The organism is Bacteroides faecalis (assembly GCF_003865075.1).
GTDB classification, from domain to species: domain Bacteria; phylum Bacteroidota; class Bacteroidia; order Bacteroidales; family Bacteroidaceae; genus Bacteroides; species Bacteroides faecalis.
Window position 1 is genome coordinate 208,140 of record NZ_BHWB01000002.1, and the last position, 26,727, is coordinate 234,866.

General features: G+C 39.8%; 17 protein-coding genes. 8 read left to right on the forward strand and 9 right to left on the reverse strand.

The genetic code is table 11. The annotated features are described in order from the left end of the window. Nucleotides 1-65 precede the first annotated feature (65 nt). Nucleotides 66-209: a glycoside hydrolase family 20 zincin-like fold domain-containing protein gene (locus tag EJF25_RS26515; protein WP_370685701.1), complete on the forward strand. Its 144-nt coding sequence runs from the start codon at nucleotides 66-68 to the stop codon at nucleotides 207-209. Here EJF25_RS26515 and EJF25_RS03645 read toward each other — a convergent pair. From EJF25_RS03645 to EJF25_RS03655, 3 genes are all read right to left on the reverse strand, one after another. Then, nucleotides 173-2,899 (reverse strand): PAS domain-containing hybrid sensor histidine kinase/response regulator, encoded by a 2,727-nt coding sequence (locus tag EJF25_RS03645; RefSeq protein WP_125040093.1) that lies wholly within the window; start codon nucleotides 2,897-2,899, stop codon nucleotides 173-175. The two genes, EJF25_RS26515 and EJF25_RS03645, sit on opposite strands and share 37 nt — an antisense overlap. Before the next feature lie 70 nt (nucleotides 2,900-2,969). Continuing rightward, on the reverse strand, nucleotides 2,970-3,791 hold the full coding sequence (locus tag EJF25_RS03650) for a helix-turn-helix domain-containing protein (RefSeq protein ID WP_125040094.1): 822 nt from the start codon (nucleotides 3,789-3,791) through the stop codon (nucleotides 2,970-2,972). Nucleotides 3,792-4,112: 321 nt separating this feature from the next. Beyond that, nucleotides 4,113-5,159, reverse strand: a complete 1,047-nt coding sequence (locus EJF25_RS03655) for a mannose-1-phosphate guanylyltransferase (protein ID WP_200832860.1) — start codon at nucleotides 5,157-5,159, stop codon at nucleotides 4,113-4,115. A gap of 362 nt (nucleotides 5,160-5,521) precedes the next feature. Here EJF25_RS03655 and EJF25_RS26520 point away from each other — a divergent pair, with 362 nt between their 5' ends. Next, the gene (locus EJF25_RS26520; protein ID WP_370685691.1) at nucleotides 5,522-5,749 is read left to right on the forward strand and encodes a primase C-terminal domain-containing protein; all 228 of its coding nucleotides are present in this window, start codon (nucleotides 5,522-5,524) and stop codon (nucleotides 5,747-5,749) included. 275 nt (nucleotides 5,750-6,024) lie between these two features. Here EJF25_RS26520 and EJF25_RS25385 read toward each other — a convergent pair whose 3' ends face one another. The 5 genes from EJF25_RS25385 to glmS all read right to left on the reverse strand — a co-directional run bounded on the left by EJF25_RS25385 (nucleotide 6,025) and on the right by glmS (nucleotide 14,649). Continuing rightward, nucleotides 6,025-6,258, reverse strand: a complete 234-nt coding sequence (locus EJF25_RS25385) for a hypothetical protein (RefSeq protein WP_235016698.1) — start codon at nucleotides 6,256-6,258, stop codon at nucleotides 6,025-6,027. 152 nt (nucleotides 6,259-6,410) lie between these two features. After that, nucleotides 6,411-9,638 carry a carbamoyl-phosphate synthase (glutamine-hydrolyzing) large subunit gene (carB, locus tag EJF25_RS03665; protein WP_125040096.1) on the reverse strand — a complete coding sequence of 1,076 codons (3,228 nt, stop codon included), beginning with the start codon at nucleotides 9,636-9,638 and terminating at the stop codon, nucleotides 6,411-6,413. 81 nt (nucleotides 9,639-9,719) lie between these two features. Beyond that, entirely contained in the window at nucleotides 9,720-10,859 is a 1,140-nt protein-coding gene (carA, locus tag EJF25_RS03670) for a glutamine-hydrolyzing carbamoyl-phosphate synthase small subunit (protein WP_125040097.1), read from the reverse strand. 28 nt (nucleotides 10,860-10,887) lie between these two features. Next, nucleotides 10,888-12,771 (reverse strand): amidophosphoribosyltransferase, encoded by a 1,884-nt coding sequence (locus tag EJF25_RS03675; protein WP_125040098.1) that lies wholly within the window; start codon nucleotides 12,769-12,771, stop codon nucleotides 10,888-10,890. Nucleotides 12,772-12,804: 33 nt separating this feature from the next. Continuing rightward, the gene (glmS, locus tag EJF25_RS03680) at nucleotides 12,805-14,649 is read right to left on the reverse strand and encodes a glutamine--fructose-6-phosphate transaminase (isomerizing) (protein ID WP_125040099.1); all 1,845 of its coding nucleotides are present in this window, start codon (nucleotides 14,647-14,649) and stop codon (nucleotides 12,805-12,807) included. Between the two features lie 364 nt (nucleotides 14,650-15,013). Between glmS and gltB the strand changes: the two genes are divergently transcribed. The 4 genes from gltB (at nucleotide 15,014) to EJF25_RS03700 (ending at nucleotide 23,906) form a co-directional block, all read left to right on the forward strand. Further along, a complete protein-coding gene (gene gltB, locus EJF25_RS03685; RefSeq protein ID WP_125040100.1) occupies nucleotides 15,014-19,567 on the forward strand; it encodes a glutamate synthase large subunit in 4,554 nt (1,517 codons plus the stop codon). A gap of 40 nt (nucleotides 19,568-19,607) precedes the next feature. Continuing rightward, nucleotides 19,608-20,948, forward strand: a complete 1,341-nt coding sequence (locus EJF25_RS03690; RefSeq protein ID WP_125040101.1) for a glutamate synthase subunit beta — start codon at nucleotides 19,608-19,610, stop codon at nucleotides 20,946-20,948. A gap of 55 nt (nucleotides 20,949-21,003) precedes the next feature. Beyond that, on the forward strand, nucleotides 21,004-22,674 hold the full coding sequence (asnB, locus tag EJF25_RS03695) for an asparagine synthase B (protein WP_125040102.1): 1,671 nt from the start codon (nucleotides 21,004-21,006) through the stop codon (nucleotides 22,672-22,674). Nucleotides 22,675-23,147: 473 nt separating this feature from the next. Beyond that, nucleotides 23,148-23,906, forward strand: a complete 759-nt coding sequence (locus EJF25_RS03700) for a glycerophosphodiester phosphodiesterase family protein (protein WP_125040103.1) — start codon at nucleotides 23,148-23,150, stop codon at nucleotides 23,904-23,906. Between the two features lie 84 nt (nucleotides 23,907-23,990). Here EJF25_RS03700 and EJF25_RS03705 read toward each other — a convergent pair whose 3' ends face one another. Then, entirely contained in the window at nucleotides 23,991-24,287 is a 297-nt protein-coding gene (locus EJF25_RS03705; RefSeq protein WP_125040104.1) for a thioredoxin family protein, read from the reverse strand. 326 nt (nucleotides 24,288-24,613) lie between these two features. On the opposite strand from EJF25_RS03705, the gene dapF reads away from it, so the two are divergent. Together dapF and EJF25_RS03715 are read left to right on the forward strand one after the other, a co-directional pair. After that, complete coding sequence (dapF, locus tag EJF25_RS03710; protein ID WP_125040105.1) at nucleotides 24,614-25,417, forward strand: diaminopimelate epimerase; 804 nt, start codon at nucleotides 24,614-24,616, stop codon at nucleotides 25,415-25,417. 50 nt (nucleotides 25,418-25,467) lie between these two features. After that, entirely contained in the window at nucleotides 25,468-26,700 is a 1,233-nt protein-coding gene (locus EJF25_RS03715; protein ID WP_125040106.1) for an LL-diaminopimelate aminotransferase, read from the forward strand. The last annotated feature ends 27 nt before the right edge of the window (nucleotides 26,701-26,727 follow it).

A 26,727-nucleotide genomic window follows, 5' to 3' on the forward strand; every position in this document is an offset into this window, starting at 1 on the left:
AAATTCAAGAAAATGAAGAATCTGGCAAACGAAGCCTACCAACTAACCATAAAAAAGGAATAACTATCGGATACGGGAACAAGTCAGGAGTATTCTATGGCTTACAAAACCTCAAGCAACTGATTCGAAAGAACGGGACAGACTATGCTGTCCCTTATGTAACCATTTCAGATCAACCGCCATATCTTGCAAACAAATCAAGCAACTGATGTTTTTTCACAGGCTTTGTAAGGAACGCATTACATCCGGCCTCCATAGCACTCACTCTATCAGAATCAAATGCGTTAGCGGTAAGCGCAATAATAGGGATTCCAGAATTGAATTCACGAATTTTACGCGTCGCTTCCAATCCTCCCATAATCGGCATTTTCATATCCATAATGACAAAGTCATATTTTCCGCCGAGAACATTTCGTATAGCATCTATTCCATTACATACCCGATTGAGGTGATAATCTTTAAGAATACTTTTTACCAACATATAATTGCTGTCATTATCTTCAGCAATCAAAATATTCAAATCTTTTTCATTTTCAATGATATCTCTGAAAACAAGTTGCGACGAAGAACTGGAATCGCCTTCATCACCATTATCCAACATCTCTATTTCACAAGGTATCCATGCCCAGAAAGTAGCCCCCACCCCCGGTTCTGAATTGAAACCTATTTCTCCTTTTGCCCCTTCTACAATAGCCTTGGAAATAGCTAACCCTAGCCCAGTTCCCTGAGCAAAATCATTGAGTTTCTGGAACCGACCAAATATTCTGTCTTGTAATTCATATGGAATACCCACTCCTGAATCTTCCACATAAATACGTATCCCTCCCCTTTCAATAGAATATCCCATCCTGATATATCCTGCATTGGTACACTTCACAGCATTAGTCAAAAAGTTCATCCATACCTGCTTAAGTCGGTTAGGATCTAGGAATACCTGACAATCCGGACCTGAGGCAGCCCGAAATTCTACATCCGGATTAGTGATCTTTTGCTGAATTGTAATACATAATTCACCACAAACTCTACGCAAATTGAACTTTTCCCTTTTACGTTCAAGAACCCCCGATTCAATCTTCGAAAGATCCAGAATATCATTAATCAAACGAAGCAATAATTCATTATTAAATTCAATGATATCCATATACTCTTTTTTATCATTCGGATCATCACAGTCCACCAACAATTCAGAGAATCCGACTATAGCATTCAAAGGAGTACGTATTTCATGACTCATATTAGCTAAGAATGCAGACTTTATTCGATCTGAAAGTTCGGCTTTTTCTTTTAGAACTTTCAATTCATTAGCCATATTCTCCCATTTCGTATTATTATATGCAATACCGGTATAGCGAGTTACTTCTCCTTTTTTATTCCTTTCCGCCGGAATTCCGGTCACAATATAAGTCTGCCATTCCTGATCCCATTTAGTCCTGGAGCGGTACTGAAAGCTAAATTCCTTGTTAATTCCCCGAACCATTCCGTCAATATTCTCACGAACAATGTCCACATCATTAGGAAATGTAACGAGCAGATAATCTTCCGATGAAATTTCTTTTTCCGAATTATAATCATTAACAGGATCATTGAACGCACGAAACCTTCTGGTATCCAAGTCGAAAACCCAATAAGACATACCAACAGTTTTAAATGTCAACTCCATTCTATAGTTACGCTCTCTGAGCTCCTCATCCAATTGATGCTGCTTGGAGATATTCTGCCTAAGCCCCGTGAAACGAATCACATTTCCATTATCATCCTTTTCAAAAGGAACACCAATTATGTTACAATATTGCCAAGAGTCATCATATTTGGTTTGCATACGACATACAAAATCAATATTAATCTCCTTACCCATCACCATAGATTGAAGAGCATCCCAAGCAATAGACTGGTCCTCAGGATGAATAACATTCATATACTCTTCCAAAGTTATATGCTTGTCCGATACATAATCATTCACCGGATCATTGAAAGACTCAAAAGTATGGGAAGATACGTCAAAATCCCAATGAACTATATTACTAACTTTCATAGCTAATTCGCGCTTAGTAATCAGTTCCTGTGTGTTTTTCGCCATTTCTATTTTTTCAGTCACATCAAGCTGTGTTCCGATAATCAATAATTTACCTAAATGTTCAGATGACAATCGCATTCGACTTTCATAATAACGATACGGACTATCTTGTCCATTGATAGCTCGTATAGTAATTTGCCCTTGTTCTATTTTTCTTTCGATCAACTGATCAAACAGTTTCGTCAATGTAACGTAATCCTGTACATGAAGTATCCTTTTCAACTCTTCCAACTTCATGCCTTCTTTAACAATTGTATCTCCAGATAATGAACCAAACACATTATTCTGTAAATCATATACCCAAGAAGACATATTTGCAGCTTGCATAGCCATTTCCAAATTCTTCTTGCTTTCTTCTGTACGAAACTCCGCTTCTTTTGTGGCAGTCACATCATTAGTAAGTAACATATGCCCAAGAAGAGCTTCATGTTTATTACGAATCGGAACAACTTTCACCTCATAAATAATTGTATTTTGATGGCGGGAAGAATAATATTCTCTGTTTATCCGGTCAAAATCATACTCAAACTCCAAAGTTATTTCCTCTCCGGATTTTATACTCGCTCTAAGTTTATCATCAACATATGGACTATTGAAAAGATTAACTGTTCCCACAACCGAAGAAGCATCATCCACCCCATATATCTCCAATGCGCGATGGTTGATACCACGCAGAAGACCTTCCTTATCATATATTTCAATTCCTATTGGTAAGCGAACATAAACACTTTCCGGAAACAAGATTTGATCTGCCAACAATTCTGACATTTTTTCCTCAAAACACTCTTTATCACTCTCGTGAAGGTATTCTTTGTTTTGTTCCATATTACATGATATTTTTATTTAAATACAATAGAATCATTCAGTATTCAATATTAAAGCTATAATAGTAATTTCACCGTATGGTATGAATTCTACGACGGTATTCCGAAGGAGACATCCCAGTCTGCTGACGAAAAAAACGACTTAACGACGATTGACTGGCAAAATTAGTCTGTTGTGCTACATTTTTTACATCAACAAGTGGATTTCGCAATAATTTTTTTATCTCAATAATCACATAATCAGCAATTAGTTCATGAGGAGACTGACCATTCATCTCTTGAATCACTTTAGTCAGATAAGTAGGTGATATACATAATTCAGCAGCATAAAAAGAAATCTCACGATGATTACGATAATGCTCAGCAACCAGCATTGTAAACTTAATAGCAATATTTTCTTTATTAGAATTTGTAAAGGAATTGCTATTATCATTATTTGCTTTCAAAAAAGAAACGTAAAAATCCCAGAAATAAATACGTAATAAGTGCAATATAGTTTCATTGCGAAAGGTAGGATCATCACTACTATTCCGGAATTTAATAATCTCACAAAAGCCAAGAAATCTCTGAGCCTCACCATTAGTTAAGTGATACCGAAAATTCTTCCGCATATAGAAAAAGAAATCTGGAGTTATTTTCCCCAGACTACTCATAATATCAATAAACAAAACCTTATCAAACTTAAAAAAAGTCATAGAAAAATCATTACTTACCTCACGTATCGATGCCAATTGCAACGGTAAAACAGTAACAATATCATTTGGAAATATCCGGTGGCTGACCGAAAAAATCTCTATAACAGCAGTCCCACTTGTACATAATCCTCCGAAACCTTCTTTCAGATATGCTTCATGTATATTTAGAGGGAGATGTGATATGTCAGTATATATCATCAAAATTTAATGTTTGTTTTAGTTGGTATAAATCAATATTTGATTTACAAATTTAAAATATTCTTATTAAAACAGACTATTTACGATTGTAATTGAACGCAAATAGCAAATTTGGGTATTAAGCCTATATTTGATTAAAAAAAAGTAAAATAAAAGAAATGTTTTCCCATGCAAGAAACACCTGACAAATACATTAGAAACGGAAAACTCTGCCGAAACGACGAACTAATACTCGTTTCGACAGAGCAATATAGAAAATAATAAAATTATTACTCTGTGTAAATCAAACAGACTTTGACTTAAAAAAACATCAAAAATAATTTATTTAGAAAATTCCTTAATTCTCTGCTCTTCTTCCAATTTGCAAATCAATAACGTATTATCTCTTTCAGCAACAATATACCCATCCAATCCTTGCACTACTACCCGTTTTTTCTCACTTGCATGCACTATACAGTTTTTACTGTCATACAAACGAATGTCAGATCCTACCTTTGCATTTCCTGATTTATCCTGAGGCAACAATCCTCGTAAAGCTCCCCACGTACCCAAATCCGACCAACCAAAAGAAGCCGGAAGTACGTAAATTTCCTGTGCTTTCTCCATCACAGCATAGTCTATAGAGATACTTTCACAAGTTGGAAAAAATTTCCGTACAGATTCATTTTCTTTTTCAGTATAGAAATCAGGGAAAATACGGTCAAAAATTTGTGCAATACCCGGAGCATAAACCCTCATTACTGAAGTTATGGTACGGACGTTCCAAACAAAAATTCCTGCATTCCAGAAATAATTACCCTCTGCCAGATAAAGCTCAGCCGTATCTTTATCCGGTTTCTCTTTAAAAGCATCAACTGTAAAAATCTCCTTATCAGTTTGAAGCATATTTCCGGCAGCAATATACCCATATCCGGTTTCCGCCCTAGTAGGCTTAATTCCCAATGTCACAATAGCACTACTTTTGTCTGTAAACCGAAGTGCTTTCTCTACCACCCTACGAAACTCAGTCGTATCAATTACCAATGCATCCGAAGGAGTCACCACCATATTAGCATTCGGATGATTCTTCTTTATTTTCCAACAAGCATAGGCAATGCAAGGGGCAGTGTTGCGCGCACAAGGTTCTGCCAAAATGTTACTTTCGGGAATTTCGGGCAATTGTTCCCGGACAATATCAATATATTTTTCGGAAGTCACCACCCACATACTTTCTTGTGGACAGATACCACTAAAGCGATCTACTGTCAGTTGAATCAACGTTCTTCCACACCCCATCACATCTATAAATTGTTTCGGACATTCAGGTGTGCTCATCGGCCAAAAACGGCTACCAATACCGCCTGCCATAATAACAACATGGTTATCCATATCCATTTTTCTCTTTAATATAATATTTATGCAAGATACGGCAAATAATGTAATTACACAACTTAAAAATCAAAATTCTTTTTATATCGTATTTTCTCCCAACCCTGAATTTCCACCCAATCATTCGAAATACAATTTCCATGTACGTGGTGAGGCACTGTTCCAATCACCAAATCCCATTTTTCTAACAGCACCTTTCTTAGTAGTTTAAGTAGTATATCTTCAAATCAATCATTTCCATCACAAAACTGATATACAACAAGTAACAATGCATCGCCAAATCCTAACCACATTTCATAATACTAATATACGTTCTGGAAATATGCAGTTCCTCAGTTATAAATACGTTTTCTTGTTCTACAGTGAATTCTACAAATTCCCAAAAAACATTCGGGAATATTGTTCCTGATAAGACTAAAACAAAAGTATCCCAAAAAGAAATCAAGCTATTCTTATCGTCCTATATTTTCTTAAAACCATTAATAAATGAACAACGACATACCAACCTATTCAAACTCGCTTATAAAGCATGTAGAAGAGGATATCCGCATGAAAGCATATTACGCGAAATTAACCCCTTTATTAAATAGAGTGATTTCCCTACAAAAGAATTAGAAGACACATTATTATCTAGATATCAGAAAGTTACTAGTCAAAATCAAAAATCTGCCGCCTCTCTGCAAACTGACAATGATCATTGAACTTGTATCCCCAATACATATCTTTTATTTCAACCTCATTATAGGTAAAGTCCAAATCTAATTCTGCAAACCATTTATTATATAATGTAGCTTTAACTCCGAAGCAGAATTACTAAAACGAAATTGATTATCGTCACTTTCCAAATCTTTATTGGTCCTAGAAGTCAGATAGGATAGTCTGACGAAGGGGAGTAAACTACTGCATCGAGATAGATGCGATTATCAAACCATAAATGGAACTTTTCATTCTTAGAGGAAAAATGAAATTTTCCATTCTCAAAATAAGCTTTCACAGGAACTTTACCTGTTTCATCTTCCACGTCGGAAGAAGAGTCCTGTGCCCATAATGAACTTGCTACTAATAACCCGGACAACAGAATCATGTCCCTTTTTCTCATACTAATGTATTTCTATCATTTTGCAAGTGCAAATTAATAAGTATTGAAATACATATGTATGACGAGGCTATTACATTTCTAATACAGAGAAAAGGTCGCCTCCGAAAAACGAAAACGACCTTCACAACTTAAAAACAACAAATTATCATTTCTTATCTGTATTCATCCCAACTCTTGATAGCAATGTCATCAATACTCATTGTACAGAAGGCTTGAATAAATGCACTTGCCAGACGCGCATTAGTAATCAACGGAATATTCAGGTCAATGGCTGCACGACGAATTTTATATCCGTTATCAAGCTCCCCGGCAGTCAGGTTCTTCGGAATATTGACTACCATATCTATTTCTTTGTTATGAAGCATTTCCAAAGCTTGTGGATGCCCCTTCTCACTTGGCCAGTAAACAAGAGTGCTTTCTATTCCATTCTCGGCAAGTGCCTTTTGAGTACCACCGGTAGCGAAAAGTTTATAACCTTTGTTCACCAACATACGAGCTGCATCCATCATATCTGCTTTTTGCTTCATAGTGCCGGTTGATAGCAGAACATTCTTCTTCGGAATACGATATCCGACAGAAAGCATAGCTTTAAGAACAGCACAGGAAGTATCGCTTCCGATACAACCAACCTCTCCGGTAGAAGCCATATCTACTCCTAATACAGGATCGGCTTTTTGTAAACGATTAAACGAGAATTGAGAAGCTTTGATTCCTACATAATCCAATTCAAATAGATTCTTGTTCAGCTTTTCTACAGGCAGACCAAGCATCACTTTCGTTGCCAACTCGATGAAGTTAATCTTCAGTACTTTGCTGACAAACGGGAAAGAACGACTGGCACGTAAGTTACATTCAATTACTTTAATATCATTATCCTTTGCCAGATACTGAATATTGAACGGACCAGATATATTAAGTGCTTTTGCAATCTCACGACTAATACGTTTGATGCGACGTACCGTCTCTACATATAATTTTTGCGGAGGAAACTGTATCGTTGCATCACCGGAATGCACTCCTGCAAACTCAATATGTTCACTGATTGCATAGGCTATGATTTCTCCGTTTTGTGCTACGGCATCCATCTCCACCTCTTTGGCGTGTTCAATAAACTGGCTTACTACTACCGGATGTTTCTTTGATACGTTTGCCGCTAACTTTAAAAAACGTTCCAATTCTTCTTGATTGGAACAAACATTCATTGCTGCTCCGGAAAGCACGTAAGAAGGTCGAACCAATACAGGGAAACCTACTTCATCCACAAACTCATTGATATCATCCATAGAAGTCAATTCACGCCAACGTGGCTGATCTACTCCAATACGGTCGAGCATAGCGGAGAACTTTTCGCGGTCTTCAGCATTATCAATACTTTTGGCACTCGTCCCGAGAATATGAATATTCTGCGCATCCAGACGTAAAGCCAGGTTATTAGGAATCTGGCCACCGGTAGAAACGATTACTCCATGAGGATTCTCCAGTTCAAGAATATCCATCACACGTTCAAACGTCAGTTCATCGAAATAAAGACGATCACACATATCATAATCAGTAGATACAGTTTCTGGATTATAATTGATCATGACACTGCGCCAGCCTTCTTTACGGATAGTATTCAGAGCTTGAACGCCGCACCAGTCGAACTCTACGGACGAACCGATACGGTAAGCACCGGAACCAAGAACAACAATAGACTTATGATCACCCAGATAATGCACATCATTTGCTACGCCACTATAAGTAAGATACAGGTAGTTGGTTTGTGCGGGATATTCGGCTGCCAACGTATCAATCTGTTTCACAACCGGAAGAATACCCACTTTCTTACGATGATTACGAACATAGAGAATGCCATCTTCCATATCTCCTCCGTAGCCGATAGCCCGGGCAATCTGGAAATCAGAGAATCCTTGCACTTTTGCTTTTTTCAGCAATTCATCAGGAAGCTTGGCAATCTGCTTATGATTCTTGCCCCAGTTATGCAGTTCTGCAGAAGTCTTCATTATATTCATCAACTTCTGGAGGAACCACTTGTCAATCTTTGTCAAATCATGAACCTGATCAATCGTATATCCGGCGCAAAAAGCTTTAGATATAACAAAGATACGTTTATCAGTCGGTTCACGAAGAGCTTTATCTATATCAGAAATGACAAGTTCTTTATTTTCCACAAATCCATGCATTCCCTGACCGATCATACGAAGTCCTTTCTGGATTGCTTCTTCAAAGGTACGACCGATAGCCATCACTTCGCCAACCGACTTCATGGAAGATCCTAACTCTTTGTCTACACCATGGAATTTACCTAAATCCCATCGAGGAATTTTACATACCACATAGTCTAAAGCAGGTTCAAAGAACGCAGAAGTCGTCTTTGTTACCGAATTCTTTAAATCGAAAAGTCCATAACCGAGCCCAAGTTTGGCAGCTACGAAAGCCAACGGATATCCTGTAGCTTTAGATGCTAATGCAGACGAACGGGAAAGACGTGCGTTCACCTCAATCACCCGATAATCTTCAGATTTCGGATCGAAAGCATACTGAACATTACATTCACCAACAATACCAATATGACGGATGATGCGGATAGCAAGTTCACGAAGTTTGTGATATTCTTTATTGGTCAATGTTTGCGACGGAGCAATTACAATAGATTCACCGGTATGGATACCCAGCGGGTCAAAGTTTTCCATATTACAAACGGTGATACAATTGTCGAAACGGTCACGTACTACCTCATATTCCACTTCTTTCCACCCTCTCAAAGATTTCTCGACCAATACTTGTGGAGAGAAAGAGAAAGCCTTTTCTACCAACACGTCCAATTGCTCTTCATTGTCGCAAAAGCCGGATCCCAACCCTCCCAACGCATAAGCAGCACGAACAATCACAGGATAACCCAACTCTTTAGCAGCACGACGGGCATCTTGCACATTCTCAACAGCTTCGCTCTTAATCGTTTTTACGTCTATTTCATTTAGTTTTTGCACAAAAAATTCACGATCTTCCGTATCGATAATTGCCTGTACAGGAGTACCGAGTACTTTCACATTATATTTTTCAAGTATACCTTCCTTATACAATGCCACACCACAGTTCAAAGCTGTCTGACCGCCAAACGCCAGCATGATACCTCCCGGTCTTTCTTTCTGAATGACTTTTTCAACAAAATAGGGAGTCACAGGAAGGAAGTAAATCTGATCCGCAACTCCTTCAGAGGTCTGCACAGTAGCAATATTCGGATTGATGAGGATTGTCTCAATCCCCTCTTCCTTCAAGGCCTTGAGCGCCTGCGAACCGGAATAGTCAAACTCACCGGCCTCACCGATTTTCAGAGCTCCGGAACCTAACAGTAATACTTTCTTTATATTTTCTTTCATTGATTCTATTTTCTGGATTGCCACAGATTAGCATAGCTCCAAATGATCTATAGACTACGCAATAGAGTGGCGAAAGTCTATTTATAATAATTTTACAAACTCATCAAACAAGAATTCCGTATCTGTAGGACCACTAGCGGCTTCAGGATGAAATTGTGCCGAAAACCAAGGATTCTTTTTATGTTTGATTCCTTCATTCGATCCGTCGTTCATATTAATAAACAGTGGTTCCCAATCTGTACCTAATGTATTATTATCTACTGCATAACCATGGTTTTGAGAAGTAATAAAACAACGTTCAGTGCCTACCATACGTACAGGCTGGTTATGACTACGATGTCCGTATTTCAATTTATAGATTTTAGCTCCTCCGGCTTTTGACAATAACTGATTACCCATACAAATTCCAAAGATCGGAAGTTTCTCATTCGCCATTGCCTTACGAACATTCTGTACTGCAGCATCACAAGTGTCAGGATCCCCAGGACCATTAGAGATAAACAATCCATCAAATTCAAGTCCGTTAAAATCATAATTCCAAGGAACACGAATCACTTCTACATTCCGCTTCAACAGACAACGAATAATATTAGTCTTCACCCCACAATCCACTAAAACAACTTTTTTTAATGAAGAATGAGGAATGAGGAATGAAGAACCAGTTGCGCTACAATTACTGGTTCCATCAGGGAAATAATGAATAATTTCTTTGCAGGATACTCGATCAACATAATTTATATCAGCATAAGACGGAAATTCTTCATTCTTAATTATTAATTCTTCATCTGACTCGTCAAACACGATTTTCCCCATCATTACACCATGTTCACGAAGAACTTTAGTCAGTTCGCGGGTATCGATACCAGTAATACCGGGTATCTTCTCACGCTTCAACCAATCAGCAAGACTTTCTACTGCATTCCAATGGCTGTACTCGTAAGAATAGTCACTTACAATAATCGCTTCTGCATGAATCTTCTCGCTTTCCATAAAAGTAGCGAGTCCATTCGGTTCAATTGTAAAAGGAGGAACTCCATAATTACCTACCAATGGAAAAGTAAGAGTCATCAACTGTCCAGCATACGAAGGGTCAGTCAGACTCTCCGGATATCCCGTCATGGCGGTATTAAACACTACTTCGCCCGCCACCGGCTTCTCGTAGCCAAACGACTTACCGTTGAAACGGCTCCCGTCGTCAAGGATTAATGTCACATCTCTCATTCTTATTATTGAATCGTTGTAGGGTTGTTTAGAATTGATACATTTGTTCGATATAGTTGATAAACGCTTGATTTACCATCTTAACACCACCCGGAGTCGGATAATCACCACTAAAATACCAGTCCCCCCTATGATTCGGACAGGCTTCATGTAGTCCATTTAATGGTTGATAAACAATCTTGACTTTGGCTTTTGTCCCTTTCGGAATCAACAGTTCCACCATTTTAGCAGAAATCTCTTCATCAGTAAACGGAGCATAGATCTCTTTCACATAATTCACCATTTGTTCTTTGGGCAAACCGACCTGATCTTTAGATTTTCGATACGCAGCAGCAATCACATCTCTCATATCACGTTCTTTCAATAGTTCGATGGCCGCTTTAAAAGCAATAAACTCACTCATTTTTGCCATGTCGATACCGTAATAATCGGGATAGCGGACTTGAGGAGAAGAAGAAACAATGACGATCTTCTTCGGACCAAGACGGTCGAGAATACCGATAATGCTTTGCTTTAATGTCGTTCCACGCACAATGCTATCATCAATAATCACCAGATTATCGACACCGGAAACAAGACTTCCATAGGTGATATCGTACACATGGGCAGCAAGGTCGTTACGACTATTGCCTTCTGCAATGAAAGTACGAAGCTTAATATCTTTAATTGCTACCTTCTCACTGCGAATCCGACGAGAAAGAATAACCTCCAGCTCTTGTAAATTCGGATTATGGCCTAATGCCGCTATCTGTTGTACTTTCTCTTCATTCAGATGATCATCCAAGCCTTGTAACATTCCATAGAAGGCTACTTCAGCAGTGTTAGGGATAAAAGAAAAAACTGTGTGATCAATATCATTATTGATCGCTTTCAATATATTCGGTACTAGTTTTTCTCCTAACAATTTTCTCTCTTTATAAATATCGACATCACTACCGCGAGAGAAATAGATACGTTCAAAGGAACAGGCATGTTTTTCACGCGGCCTATTGATTTGTGATGTACGTAGTTTACCTTCCTTGCTGATAAACAATGCTTGTCCCGGTTGCAATTCTTTTATTTTTTCTACCGGAACATTCAAAGCTGTCTGTATGACCGGACGTTCGGAAGCCAACACAGCTATTTCATCATCCTGATACCAAAATGCCGGACGAATTCCCCATGGGTCACGAATAGCAAACGATTCACCACTTCCTGTCACGCCACAGATGACATATCCCCCATCCCATTCTTTGCTGGAAGTACGTAAAACATTTCCCAAATCAATTTGCTCTTCGATATAATGGGTAATTCCCATACCTGTCAGACCTTCAGTTTCCGCAAGATTGAACAGTCGTTCCACTTCACGGTCGAGACGATGTCCAACCTGTTCCAACATAATATAAGTATCAGCATACTTGCGCGGATGTTGGCCGATAGCAGTAATACATGCAAATATCTCATCAACATTCGTCATATTGAAGTTACCACAGAGAGCCAAGTTTTTGGCACGCCAATTGTTTCTTCTTAAAAACGGATGAACATACGAAATACCGGACTTACCGGTCGTAGAGTAACGTAAATGTCCCATATAGACTTCACCGGCAAAAGGTAAAGTGCGTTTAGCAAAATCCGCATCGTGCAATTGTTCGGGAGTGAGATCTTTAAAATTACTTTGAATGTTTTCAAAAATCTCTGTAATGGCACCAGAACCTAAAGCACGTTCACGAAACATATATTCTTCACCCGGATTCGCTTCCAATTTCACACACGCCAATCCCGCGCCTTCCTGTCCGCGATTATGTTGTTTCTCCATCAGCAGGTAGAGTTTATTGAGACCGTACATCCACGTTCCGTACTTCTTCTCATAATACTCTAACGGTTTGAGTAAGCGTATCATGGCAACGCCACATTCATGTTTCAATTGTTCCATTGATAGATTTGTAATTTATAAATTACCAGATTCTTATTCTACTGTTACCGACTTGGCCAAATTTCGTGGCTGATCTACATCCATTCCCTTACATACCGCAATGTGGTATGCGAGTAATTGAAGAGGTACCGTAGTTATTAACGGGTCAAGGCACTCGATTGTTTCAGGAAGTTCGATACTACAATCTGCTATTTTACTGATTACCGTATCTCCCTTAGTCACAAATGCAATTACCTTTCCTTTACGAGCTTTAATTTCCTGAATATTACTCAACACTTTCTCATAAAGTCCATTTTGAGTAGCGATCACCACTACCGGCATTTCTGCATCAATCAGAGCAATGGGACCATGTTTCATTTCCGCAGCCGGATAGCCTTCGGCATGAATATACGAAATTTCCTTCAATTTCAATGCACCTTCAAGAGCTACAGGATAACTATATCCGCGTCCCAGATAGATAAAATTATGAGCATAGGTGAAAGTCTTCGATAATTCAGCCAATGTATCATTCAGTTTCAAGACTTCTTTCATTTTCTCAGGAATATGACTCAATTCCTTTACGATAGTCAAATATTGTTCTTCGCCAATCGTACCTTTCTCTTTAGCAAGTGTCAAAGCCAACATAACCAATACCGTAACCTGACCGGTAAATGCTTTGGTAGAAGCTACCCCAATTTCCGGGCCGACATGGATATAAGAGCCTGTGTAGGTAGCACGAGGTATAGAAGAGCCAATAGCATTACATATACCATATATAAATGCTCCGCGGCTTTTTGCCAAATCAACGGCTGCAAGCGTATCCGCTGTTTCACCACTTTGCGAAAGAGCAATCACTACATCGTGTTCATCAATCACCGGATCTCGATAACGAAATTCAGAAGCATATTCTACTTCTACCGGAATGCGGCAGAAACTTTCAATCAAATGCTTGCCGATCAATCCCGCATGCCAAGAAGTACCACAAGCAACAATTATAAATCGCTTTGCATTCAGCAAATGCTCTTTATAATCGATAATTGCTGATAGTACTACATTATTCGCTTCTACATTGATACGCCCACGCATACAATCACGAATACAATCCGGCTGCTCGAAAATTTCTTTCAGCATAAAATGCGGATATCCTCCTTTCTCCAACTGTCCGAGATTTAGCTCTACCTTCGTTATTTCAGGAGTTGTTTCCACATTATTCAAATCAACGACTTTCAGTTCTTTCCCCGGATGAATGACAGCTATTTCTCCGTCTTCCAAATAAACAACCTTATCCGTATATTCCACTATCGGAGTAGCGTCTGAAGCCAGAAAAAACTCATCTTCACCAATTCCAACTACTAGTGGACTACTCTTACGAGCAGCTATGATCTCGTCGGGATGTTCTTTATCAAGAATAGCAATAGCATACGCTCCAATCACTTCACCCAATGCCAACTGAACGGCCGCAAGCAAATTAACTTTGTTGGTTACTTTAATATATTCGATTAATTGAACAAGTACCTCTGTATCAGTACTACTTTTGAAAGTATAGCCTTTGGCTTGAAGTTTTTCTTTGAGAACAGCGTAATTTTCAATAATGCCGTTATGAATGAGAGCGAGTTTTTCAGAAGAAGAGTAATGAGGGTGAGCGTTAGCGGAACAAGGTTCCCCGTGAGTGGCCCAACGGGTATGGGCGATTCCGACTGTACCGGAAATATCTTTCTGAGCGACGAAATTTTCCAGCTCTGAGACTTTACCTTTCGTCTTATACACCTTTAATTGTTGGTTATCACTGATCAATGCTACCCCCGCGCTATCATATCCTCGATACTCCAATCGCTTCAGTCCCTTTATAAGGATGGGGTAGGCTTTTTTTTTGCCAATATAGCCTACGATTCCACACATATATTATGATGTTTTTATTTCGTGTGCAAAGATACATATTTTAAATAACATAAAGACAACTATTTCTATATTTATTTGACATAAGCACATAAAAAAGTTGCAAACACATCAAAAAGTTAAATAATATATTATTTTTATCTCAAAAAGAAACAAATTACAATCACATTCAAATAACTATTCGGTTACTATCAATTTAAAACTAAATTAAAGTATTCTGATTACAAATTAAAAGAATAAAAGCAAGCTTCCTGATTTAGTGTCACACAAAAACCGAAAAATAATATCATTATGAAATTAAATTATTAATTTTGCAGAACATTTTGATACAACAAACAGGTATTATCATACAATAAAGCTAGAAAAGATGAAGAAAAAAGAGCTTTTTAACAACGAAACAAAAGGATTCATTTACCAACGACAGCTTCAACAGGCGAGTCTCTATGACTCAGCATATGAACATGACGCCTGTGGTGTCGGTATGTTGGTAAATATTCATGGAGAAAAGTCACACGACATTGTTGAGTCGGCATTAAAAGTATTAGAGAACATGCGTCATCGTGGTGCTGAAGGTGCGGATAACAAAACAGGGGACGGTGCAGGTATTATGCTGCAAATTCCACATGAATTTATATTATTACAAGGTATTCCCGTCCCCGAGAAAGGACGTTACGGTACCGGATTACTCTTTCTGCCTAAAAATGAGAAAGATCAGGCCTGTATTTTAAGTATCATTATCGAAGAGATCGAAAAAGAAGGACTTACATTGATGCATCTGCGTAATGTACCTACTTGCCCGGAAATTCTAGGTGAGTCGGCTCTTGCAAATGAACCAGACATCAAACAAGCATTTATTACCGGATTTACAGAAACCGAGACTGCAGACCGCAAACTATATTTAATCCGAAAAAGGATTGAAAATAAAATCAGATTGTCAGCAATTCCTGGAAAAGAGAACTTTTATGTCGTTTCACTTTCAACAAAAAGCATTATATATAAAGGAATGCTTTCATCATTGCAACTACGCAATTACTTTCCCGATCTGACAAACACTTATTTTACCAGTGGCCTGGCATTGGTGCATTCACGTTTCAGCACCAATACCTTCCCAACCTGGGGTTTGGCGCAACCCTTCCGCCTACTCGCCCACAATGGAGAGATCAATACTATCCGCGGTAATCGCGGATGGATGGAAGCACGTGAAAGTGTACTTTCCACTCCGACATTAGGAGACATTAAAGAGATAAAACCCATTATCCAACTGGGAATGAGTGATAGTGCATCTCTGGATAATGTACTTGAATTTCTGGTAATGTCCGGATTAAGCTTACCTCATGCTATGGCAATGTTGGTTCCGGAGTCTTTCAATGAAAAGAATCCGATCAGTGAAGATCTAAAAGCGTTTTACGAGTATCATTCCATCCTCATGGAACCTTGGGACGGACCGGCTGCTTTATTGTTCAGTGACGGGCGGTTTGCCGGTGGTATGCTCGACCGTAACGGTTTGCGACCGGCACGTTACCTAATCACCAAGAACGACATGATGGTAGTAGCTTCTGAAGTAGGAGTTATGGATTTCGAGCCGGGAGATATCAAAGAAAAAGGTCGTCTTCAACCCGGGAAAATATTGTTGGTAGACACGGAAAAGGGAGAAATCTATTACGATGGCGAGTTGAAAAGACAACTGGCAGAAGCCAGACCTTATCGTACGTGGCTGGCAAACAACCGTATTGAGTTGGATGAGCTGAAAAGTGGACGTAAAGTGCCTCACCATATAGAAAACTATAACCAAATGCTTCGTACCTTCGGATACTCTAAAGAAGATATCGAACGGTTAATCATACCGATGGCCAGTACAGGAGCAGAGCCTGTAAACTCTATGGGTAACGATACGCCGTTAGCAGTACTTTCCGACAAGCCACAACTTTTTTATAACTATTTCCGCCAACAGTTCGCTCAAGTAACCAATCCTCCAATTGATCCGATTCGTGAGGAGTTGGTAATGTCACTCACAGAATATATCGGAGCTGTGGGAATGAACATTCTCACTCCCAACGAAAGCCACTGCAAGATGGTACGTCTGAACCATCCGATTTTAAGTAATACGCAATTGGACATTCTTTGCAACATTCGCTACAAAGGTTTCAAAACAGTGAAATTACCTATGTTGTTTGAAGTAGCCAAAGGAAAAGCCGGATTACAGGAGTCCCTGAATGAACTTTGCAAAATGGCGGAAGCATCCGTTACGGAAGGAGTTAATTATATTGTCTTGACAGATCGTGAAGTAGACACTACACATGCCGCTATTCCCTCCCTACTTGCAGTGAGTGCTGTTCATCATCATCTTATTTCTGTAGGAAAGCGGGTACAAACCGCACTGATTGTAGAAAGCGGAGAAATTCGTGAAGTCATGCACGCGGCTTTGCTATTAGGTTTTGGAGCCAGTGCCTTGAATCCATACATGGCGTTTGCAATCTTAGATCAGTTGGTAAAAGATAAAGATATCCAGCTGGATTACGCTACTGCTGAGAAAAACTATATAAAGTCTATCTGCAAAGGCTTATTCAAGATCATGAGTAAAATGGGAATATCCACTATCCGTTCTTATCGGGGAGCCAAAATCTTTGAAGCCATCGGATTAAGTGCAGAATTAAGTAAAGCTTATTTCGGAGGAATCAGTTCTCCTATCAGCGGTATCCGGCTAGAAGAAATTGCAAAGGACGCAATAACCTTCCATGATGAAGGCTTTTTGGCAAAAGAAGAAATCACCGGCTTATTGCCGAACAAAGGGTTGTATTCTTTCCGTAAAGACGGAGAAAAACATGCATGGAATCCAGAAACGATCAGTACTCTGCAACTTGCTACGCGTTTGGGAAGTTACAAAAAGTTCAAAGAATACACTCATTTAGTCGATGACAAGGCAACTCCCATCTTCCTACGCGACTTCCTTGATTTCCGTCGCAACCCCATTTCCATTGACTTGGTAGAACCAGCAGAAAATATACTGCATCGTTTCGTTACCGGAGCAATGTCATTTGGAGCGATCAGTAAAGAGGCACACGAAGCGATGGCTATTGCTATGAACAAGATTAACGGACGGAGTAATACCGGTGAAGGCGGAGAAGATTCTTCTCGTTTCCAGCCTTTACCAGACGGGAGCTCTCTGAGAAGTTCTATTAAACAAGTAGCATCCGGTCGTTTCGGAGTAACAACTGAATATTTGGTCAATGCAGATGAAATACAAATAAAAATAGCTCAAGGAGCCAAGCCCGGTGAAGGCGGACAACTTCCCGGATTTAAGGTAGATGATGTGATAGCCAAAACCCGTCATTCCATACCGGGTATTTCACTGATCTCTCCTCCTCCTCACCACGACATTTATTCTATCGAAGATCTGGCACAATTGATCTTCGACTTGAAAAACGTAAATCCAAAGGCCAAAATCAGTGTGAAATTAGTAGCGGAAAGTGGCGTAGGAACCATCGCAGCAGGAGTGGCAAAAGCAAAAGCCGACCTAATTGTAATCTCAGGTGCCGAAGGCGGTACGGGAGCTTCTCCGGCATCATCTATCAGGTATGCAGGAATATCTCCTGAATTGGGATTGAGTGAAACCCAACAGACATTGGTTCTGAACGGATTGCGCGGGCAGGTCATTCTACAAGCTGACGGACAGTTGAAAACCGGACGTGACATTATCCTTATGGCACTGATGGGAGCTGAAGAATATGGGTTTGCTACTTCCGCACTGATCGTATTGGGATGTGTCATGATGCGTAAATGTCATCAAAATACCTGTCCGGTAGGAGTTGCCACTCAGAACCCGGAACTACGCCAACGCTTTCATGGACGCAGCGAATACCTGATCAACTTCTTTACTTTCCTGGCACAAGAAGTACGTGAATATCTGGCAGAAATGGGCTTTACTCGCTTAGACGATATCATCGGACGTACGGATTTAATTCAACGTAAATCAATGAAAGATGATCTAAACCCGAAACACGAGTTAATCGATTTTACAAAAATGCTGGCACGTATAGACAATAGTGCGGCTATCCGCCATGTCATCAATCAGGAGCACGGAGTTTCTTCTGTAAAAGACGTCACTATCATAGATGCGGCACAAGAAGCAATCGAACATGAAAAAGAAGTTTCTTTGGAATATACGATTGCCAATACAGACCGGGCCATAGGTGCCATGCTTTCTGGAGTTATTGCCGGAAAATATGGAGAAAGAGGATTACCGGAACATACACTGAACATCAAGTTCAAAGGAGCTGCCGGCCAGTCGTTCGGTGCCTTCCTTGTTCCGGGAGTTAATTTCAAGTTAGAAGGAGAAGCCAATGATTATTTGGGTAAAGGTCTGAGTGGCGGTCGTATAGCTGTACTTCCTCCCATCCGCAGTAACTTTGAAGCTGAAAGAAACACCATTGCAGGTAACACGCTACTTTATGGTGCAACAAGTGGAGAAGTATATATTAACGGACGGGTAGGTGAACGTTTTGCAGTCCGTAACTCCGGAGCAATTGCTGTAGTAGAGGGTGTAGGCGATCATTGCTGTGAGTATATGACAGGAGGACGTGTCGTAGTACTCGGTCAGACAGGACGTAATTTCGCAGCCGGAATGAGTGGAGGTGTTGCTTATGTATGGAATAAGGATGGTAACTTCGATTATTTCTGCAACATGGAAATGGTGGAACTATCACTAATCGAGGAAGCCAGTTACCGAAAAGAACTCCATGAACTGATTCGTCAACACTATCTGTATACAGGTTCTAAACTGGCACGTACAATGTTGGATGACTGGAATCATTATGCAGATGAATTTATCCAAGTAGTGCCAATCGAATACAAGAAGGTATTACAGGAAGAACAGATGAAAAAGTTACAGCAAAAAATAGCAGATATGCAAAGAGACTATTAACCGACATTAATGTCTATTGATAATTAAGTTAGAAAGTAATATGGGAGATCCTAAAGCATTTTTAAATATACCCCGCCAAGAAGCAGGATACCGTCCTGTAAGCGAGCGAATCACAGATTTCAGTCAAGTAGAACAAACGTTAAACACGAACAGCCGCAAACTGCAAGCATCACGCTGTATGGATTGTGGTGTACCTTTCTGCCATTGGGCATGTCCGTTAGGCAACAAGCAGCCTGAATGGCAAGATGCACTCTATAAAGGAAAATGGAAAGAGGCTTATGAAGTATTATCATCCACTTGTGACTTTCCCGAATTTACAGGACGTATCTGTCCGGCGCTCTGTGAAAAGTCATGTGTGCTAAAACTATCATGCAATCAGCCGGTTACCATTCGTGAAAATGAAGCGGCAATTGTGGAAGCAGCTTTCCGGGAAGGGTACATACAAGTAAAGTCACCTAAAAGAAATGGCAAGAAGGTTGCGGTGATCGGTGCCGGTCCTGCCGGCTTGGTTGTTGCCAATCAGTTAAACCTGAAAGGGTATACGATTACCTTATTTGATAAGGACGAAGCTGCCGGAGGACTGTTACGTTTTGGCATTCCAAATTTCAAACTGGACAAAAACGTGATAGATCGTCGAATAAGGATTCTGACAGCAGAAGGCATTCAGTTCAAATTCGGCACAGAGATCGATGTCAATCATTTACCCGAAGGTTTTGACGCATATTGTTTCTGTACCGGAACTCCGACAGCACGTGACCTTAATATTCCGGGCAGAGAATTGAAAGGTATTTATTTCGCGCTCGAAATGCTCTCACAACAGAATCGTATACTGGCCGGTCAAAACTTCCCTAAAGATAAAACAGTCAATGCAAAAGGGAAAAAAGTTCTGGTCATCGGTGGCGGAGATACGGGGTCCGACTGCATCGGAACCAGTATTCGTCAGGGAGCGACAAGTGTCACACAGATTGAAATCATGTCTCAACCGCCTGTCGGATACAATCCTTCTACTCCATGGCCACAATGGCCTATCGTTTTTAAAACGACCTCCAGTCATGAGGAAGGTTGTATCCGACGATGGTGTCTGGCTTCCCACCAATTCATCGGAAAGAACGGCAAAGTGGCGGGAGTAGAAGTCGAAGAGGTGGAATGGATACCCTCACCAAACGGTGACAGACCAACCATGAAACCGACAGGTAAAAAAGAAATCATCGAAGCCGATATGGTTTTACTTGCCATGGGATTCCTGAAACCTGAACATCCTCAACCTGCGAAAAACGTATTTTTTGCAGGAGATGCAGCTACAGGCGCCAGTCTGGTAGTACGTGCCATGGCAGAAGGGCGGAAAGCCGCTACGGAAATCGATGCCTATTTGAGTAAATAAATTCTGTCTCAATATAATAATCAAAGTTTTTCATCAACCTTCAAAAGCAAAAGTTATGTGTGGAATAGCTGGTATACTCAACATAAAATCTCAATCTAGAGAACTGAGAAACAAAGTACTGAAAATGGCTCAGAAAATTCGTCATCGCGGACCGGATTGGAGTGGCATTTATGTAGGTGGAAGTGCCATCTTGGCTCATGAACGGCTCTCGATCGTAGATCCGGAAAGCGGAGGACAGCCTTTGTTCTCACCCAATCGAAAACAAGTGCTCGCTGTAAACGGTGAAATCTACAATCATCGTGAGATCCGTACCCGATATACAGGTCAATATCACTTTCAAACCGGTAGTGACTGCGAAGTGATCCTAGCTCTCTATAAAGAGAAAGGGATTCATTTTCTGGAAGAGCTGAACGGCATTTTCGCATTTGTCCTTTATGACGAGGAAAAAGATGAATTTCTCATTGCACGGGATCCTATCGGTGTCATTCCTCTTTATATAGGTAAGGATAAAGAGGGAAGAATTTATTTTGGAAGTGAGCTCAAGGCATTAGAAGGATTTTGTGATAAATATGAGCCTTTTCTTCCCGGACACTACTTTTATAGTAAAGAGGGAGAAATGAAACGCTGGTATACCCGTAACTGGACGGAATACAATGCAGTAAAAGATAATGATGCAAAAGTAAGTGATGTAAAAAAGGCACTGGAAGACGCTGTACAACGACAGTTAATGAGTGATGTGCCATATGGCGTACTACTTTCCGGTGGTTTAGACAGTTCCGTTATTTCTGCTATTGCCAAGAAATATGCAGCCAAACGTATAGAAACGGATGGTGCCAGCGATGCTTGGTGGCCTCAACTCCACTCCTTTGCCGTCGGACTGAAAGGTGCGCCCGACTTGATCAAGGCCCGCGAAGTGGCAAAATATATCGGAACCGTACATCACGAAATCAATTATACCATTCAGGAAGGGCTGGATGCTATTCGGGATGTTATTTATTTTATCGAGACCTATGATGTAACCACTGTCAGAGCTTCCACACCGATGTATTTATTAGCACGTGTTATTAAATCGATGGGAATCAAAATGGTGCTGAGCGGTGAAGGTGCCGATGAGGTATTCGGTGGATATCTTTATTTTCATAAAGCTCCTTCCCCACAAGCTTTTCACGAAGAAACCGTTCGTAAATTAAGCAAACTTCATTTGTATGATTGCCTTCGTGCAAATAAAAGCCTGGCAGCATGGGGTGTAGAAGGACGCGTTCCCTTTCTGGACAAAGAATTCCTGGATGTAGCCATGCGATTGAATCCTAAAGCCAAAATGTGTCCGGGAAAAGAAATTGAAAAACGAATAGTGCGCGAAGCTTTTGAAGACATGTTACCGACCAGTGTAGCATGGCGCCAAAAAGAACAATTCAGTGACGGTGTAGGTTATTCATGGATTGATACGCTAAAGGAAGTAACAGCCGCTACGGTCAGTGACGAACAAATGGAACATGCTGCCGAACGCTTTCCGATCAATACCCCGATGAATAAAGAAGAATACTATTATCGTAGTATCTTTGAAGAACATTTCCCTAGTGAAAGCGCTGCACGCAGTGTGCCCAGTGTTCCCAGTGTGGCATGTTCCACAGCGGAAGCATTGGCTTGGGATGTTGCCTTTCAACACCTGAATGATCCGAGCGGAAGGGCAGTAAAGGGAGTACATGAAGAAGCATATGCTGACTAAACACTATTTACACAATTTATATTCAATTTGCTCTCACGCTCTCACTTTCTCTATACACTCCCCTATTCATCATTGTTTCAGCTATTAGAGATCCAGTGGTAGCAAGGTGAGAGCAAATGTTTGCCCTCACTTTATGTCGTTCCGACACCCTCACCACAAAGACATTCATGTATTTAACTTCTGAAATACAATGAATTTAGCTGAAAAAGTATATGTATCCTATATACATATACCCTATTGTTCTTTCGTTTTTTATGTAAGCATTTACCTATTTCGAACTAAATAGACACCATAACTTTCATATAGATGAAATAAAATATCCTATAATAAGAACGAAATTCAGCGTATGAAACAAATCCTCTGCATCGATTAACGCAGATTAGCACTCTTATTAGCTAATTTGCGCTTTCTTTTTTATAAATTTGAAGCCTAGGTTAATTCTAGCACATAAAACTATTTGAAATCATAAGAAAATGAAGTTAATAAAAATATTGATGGTCTCTGCTTTAGTAGTCTCTGCTTGCTATGTGCAAGCTCAAACACAAGTCATTGCTCACCGAGGTTTCTGGAAAACTCCGGGTTCGGCACAAAATAGTATCACTTCGCTCCAAAAAGCAGATTCAATAGGATGTTACGGTTCAGAATTTGATGTATGGATGACTAAAGACAATAAATTAGTAGTCAATCATGATCCGATGTACAAGATGAAAGCAATGGAATATTCTAAAGGAGATGTATTGACTGGTCTAAGACTCTCTAACGGTGAAAAACTGCCTTCGCTGGAACAATATCTGAAAGCGGCTCAAAAAGGAACGACACAGCTCATTTTGGAACTAAAAGAGCACAATAGTAAAAAACGCGAAACAAAAGCTGTGGGAGAAATTATAGCTCTGGTTAAACAGTTGGGGTTGGAGAAACGCATGGAATATATCTCTTTTTCTCTGCATGCTATCAAAGAGTTTATTCGGCTGGCACCGACAGGAACTCCCGTTTTTTATTTAAATGGAGATTTATCACCTCAAGAACTGAAAGCGCTTGGATGCGCAGGACCTGATTATCATCTCGGGGTGTTCAAGAAACATCCGGAATGGATCAAAGAATGCCATGATCTGGGGATGAAAGTCAATTCATGGACCATTGATAAAGAAGAAGATATGAAATGGCTCATAGACCAAAAGGCAGATTTCATCACAACGAATGAACCTGTTGTTTTGCAAGAGCTAATTAAATAATGATATCCCTACTAAGTATAAGCCTTCATTCCGGAATTTGTAATTCGGAAATGAAGGCTTTACAATCTTTTTACCCCTTTCGATTTACCTGAAATCATCCAATACCTCTTTCAACTCATCTACAGTCAGCTCACCTACCTGTCTCCAAAGCTCATGTCCCCCATGTAACAGAATAAAAGCCGGAACTGTCTCTACATTATGTAAGTCAGCTATATCTTGATTCTCTTCCGTATTCACCTTTATCAAATCAACCGTTCTTTTTTCATACGTTCGCAGTATCGGACCAATCCATTCATAATGAGGAGTCCAATCCGCATAAAAAACGACTAAAACCAAATGGTCACCTTTTGCTTCTATTTCTAATTGCTTCTTTATGTCCATCTCTATTATTTATTAATTATAAGTAGTGATTAAAACAACAGATCAGTAGAAAAAGTTCTTCAAAAACAGAGTCTATTTTACTCTATTCATTCTTCATATTTAATGAAAAGATATGCAGTATCCTTCCCAAAAATAACAATATACTATTATTAATATCTATATAGTTATAATTTAACACTATTCATACCCATATTTATATCAAATGAAAGTTGAATAAAAAACAAATAGATATTAGACACACTTTTAACAAAAAGATAAATCAAAAAGTCATATCTTTGCATTAAAATAAAACAAAAAGAAAGAACAACCAGTTATTAAAAAGCGAAATGATAAATAAAATAAGATTCACCAAGATGCATGGAACGGGTAATGATTATATATATGTAGATGTTACCAAGTATCCGATAGTGACTCCCGAAAGGAAAGCAATCGAATGGAGTAAATATCATACGGGAATCGGCAGCGACGGACTTATATTGATTGGAACTTCAGAAATAGCAGATTTCAGTATGCGCATATTCAATGCAGACGGTTCGGAAGCGATGATGTGTGGTAATGGAAGTCGTTGTGTAGGCAAATATGTATATGAATATGGCCTTACCCGTCAGACTGAAATCACTCTTGAAACGCTGGCTGGTATTAAAGTTCTGAAACTAAATATCGAAAACGGTAAAGTAACATCAGTCACCGTAGATATGGGCACTCCTCTAGAGATAGAAAGAATCCGGTTAGAAGGAAAATATCCTCTGCAATCCACCCGGATATCAATGGGAAATCCTCATTTGGTAACATTTGTAGAAGATATTACTTCAATCAATCTATCAGAAACAGGACCCGAATTAGAGTGCTATCCTCTTTTTCCGGACAGGACCAATGTAGAGTTTGCACAAATTATCGACAAAGATAAAATACGGATGAGAGTGTGGGAAAGAGGATCAGGCATTACCCAAGCTTGCGGAACCGGTGCTTGCGCCACAGCAGTAGCAGCTTTTGAGAACGGACTAACCGAAAGAAAATGTGAAATCATAATGGACGGGGGAACCGTCACTATCGAATGGGAACAAGCTTCGGGACATATATTGATGACCGGACCTGCCACTAAGGTTTTCGATGGAGAAATAGAGAATTGATATTGAAGGCATAACAACAATAAATTGAAAAAACTTAAAACAATAACAATATGGCACTAGTAAACGAACATTTTTTAAAACTACCCGGAAGTTATTTATTTTCGGATATAGCGAAAAAAGTTAATACATTCAGGATAACGCACCCTAAACAGGACATCATCCGCTTAGGTATCGGTGATGTCACCCAACCGCTTCCGAAAGCTTGTATTGAAGCCATGCACAAGGCAGTTGATGAGCTGGCTAACAAAGATACCTTTCGCGGATATGGTCCTGAGCAGGGTTATGAGTTCCTAATTGAAGCAATTATAAAAAATGATTTCACTTCACGAGGTATCCATTTCTCAACATCAGAAATATTCATTAATGACGGGGCGAAAAGCGATACTGGCAATATTGGTGATATTCTTCGTCATGACAACAGCGTGGGAGTAACAGATCCTATTTATCCGGTATATATTGATAGTAACGTGATGTGTGGACGTGCCGGAATATTAGAAGAAGAGACAGGCAAATGGAGTAATGTTACTTATATGCCTTGTACAAGCGAAAACAATTTTATTCCGGAAATCCCGGATAAAAGGATAGACATCGTTTATCTCTGTTATCCGAATAATCCTACCGGGACTACATTGACTAAACCGGAATTAAAGAAATGGGTGGATTATGCTTTGGCAAACGATACGCTGATTTTATTTGACGCTGCTTATGAAGCTTATATTCAAGATGCAGATGTCCCCCATTCCATTTATGAAATCAAAGGAGCCAAGAAGTGTGCCATTGAGTTCCGCAGTTTCTCAAAAACTGCAGGTTTTACGGGAGTACGTTGCGGATATACAGTTGTACCAAAAGAACTGACTGCTGCAACTTTAGAAGGTAACCGCATTCCACTCAACAGATTATGGAATCGACGCCAATGTACAAAATTTAACGGGACTTCTTATATCACCCAGCGTGCTGCGGAAGCAATCTACAGCACAGAAGGGAAAGAACAGGTGAAAGAAACCATACATTACTACATGACTAATGCTAAAATCATGAAAGAAGGACTGGAAGCAACAGGTCTGAAAGTGTATGGAGGAGTAAACGCTCCTTATTTATGGCTAAAAACGCCCAACGGAGTTTCTTCTTGGCGATTCTTCGAACAAATGCTATATGAAGCCAATGTAGTCGGCACTCCCGGTGTAGGGTTCGGTCCCAGTGGAGAAGGCTACATTCGCTTAACAGCATTCGGGGACCGTAATGATTGCATAGAAGCAATGAGAAGAATCAAGAACTGGCTTTAAATAGTATTTTGCGCGCTACTATATAAC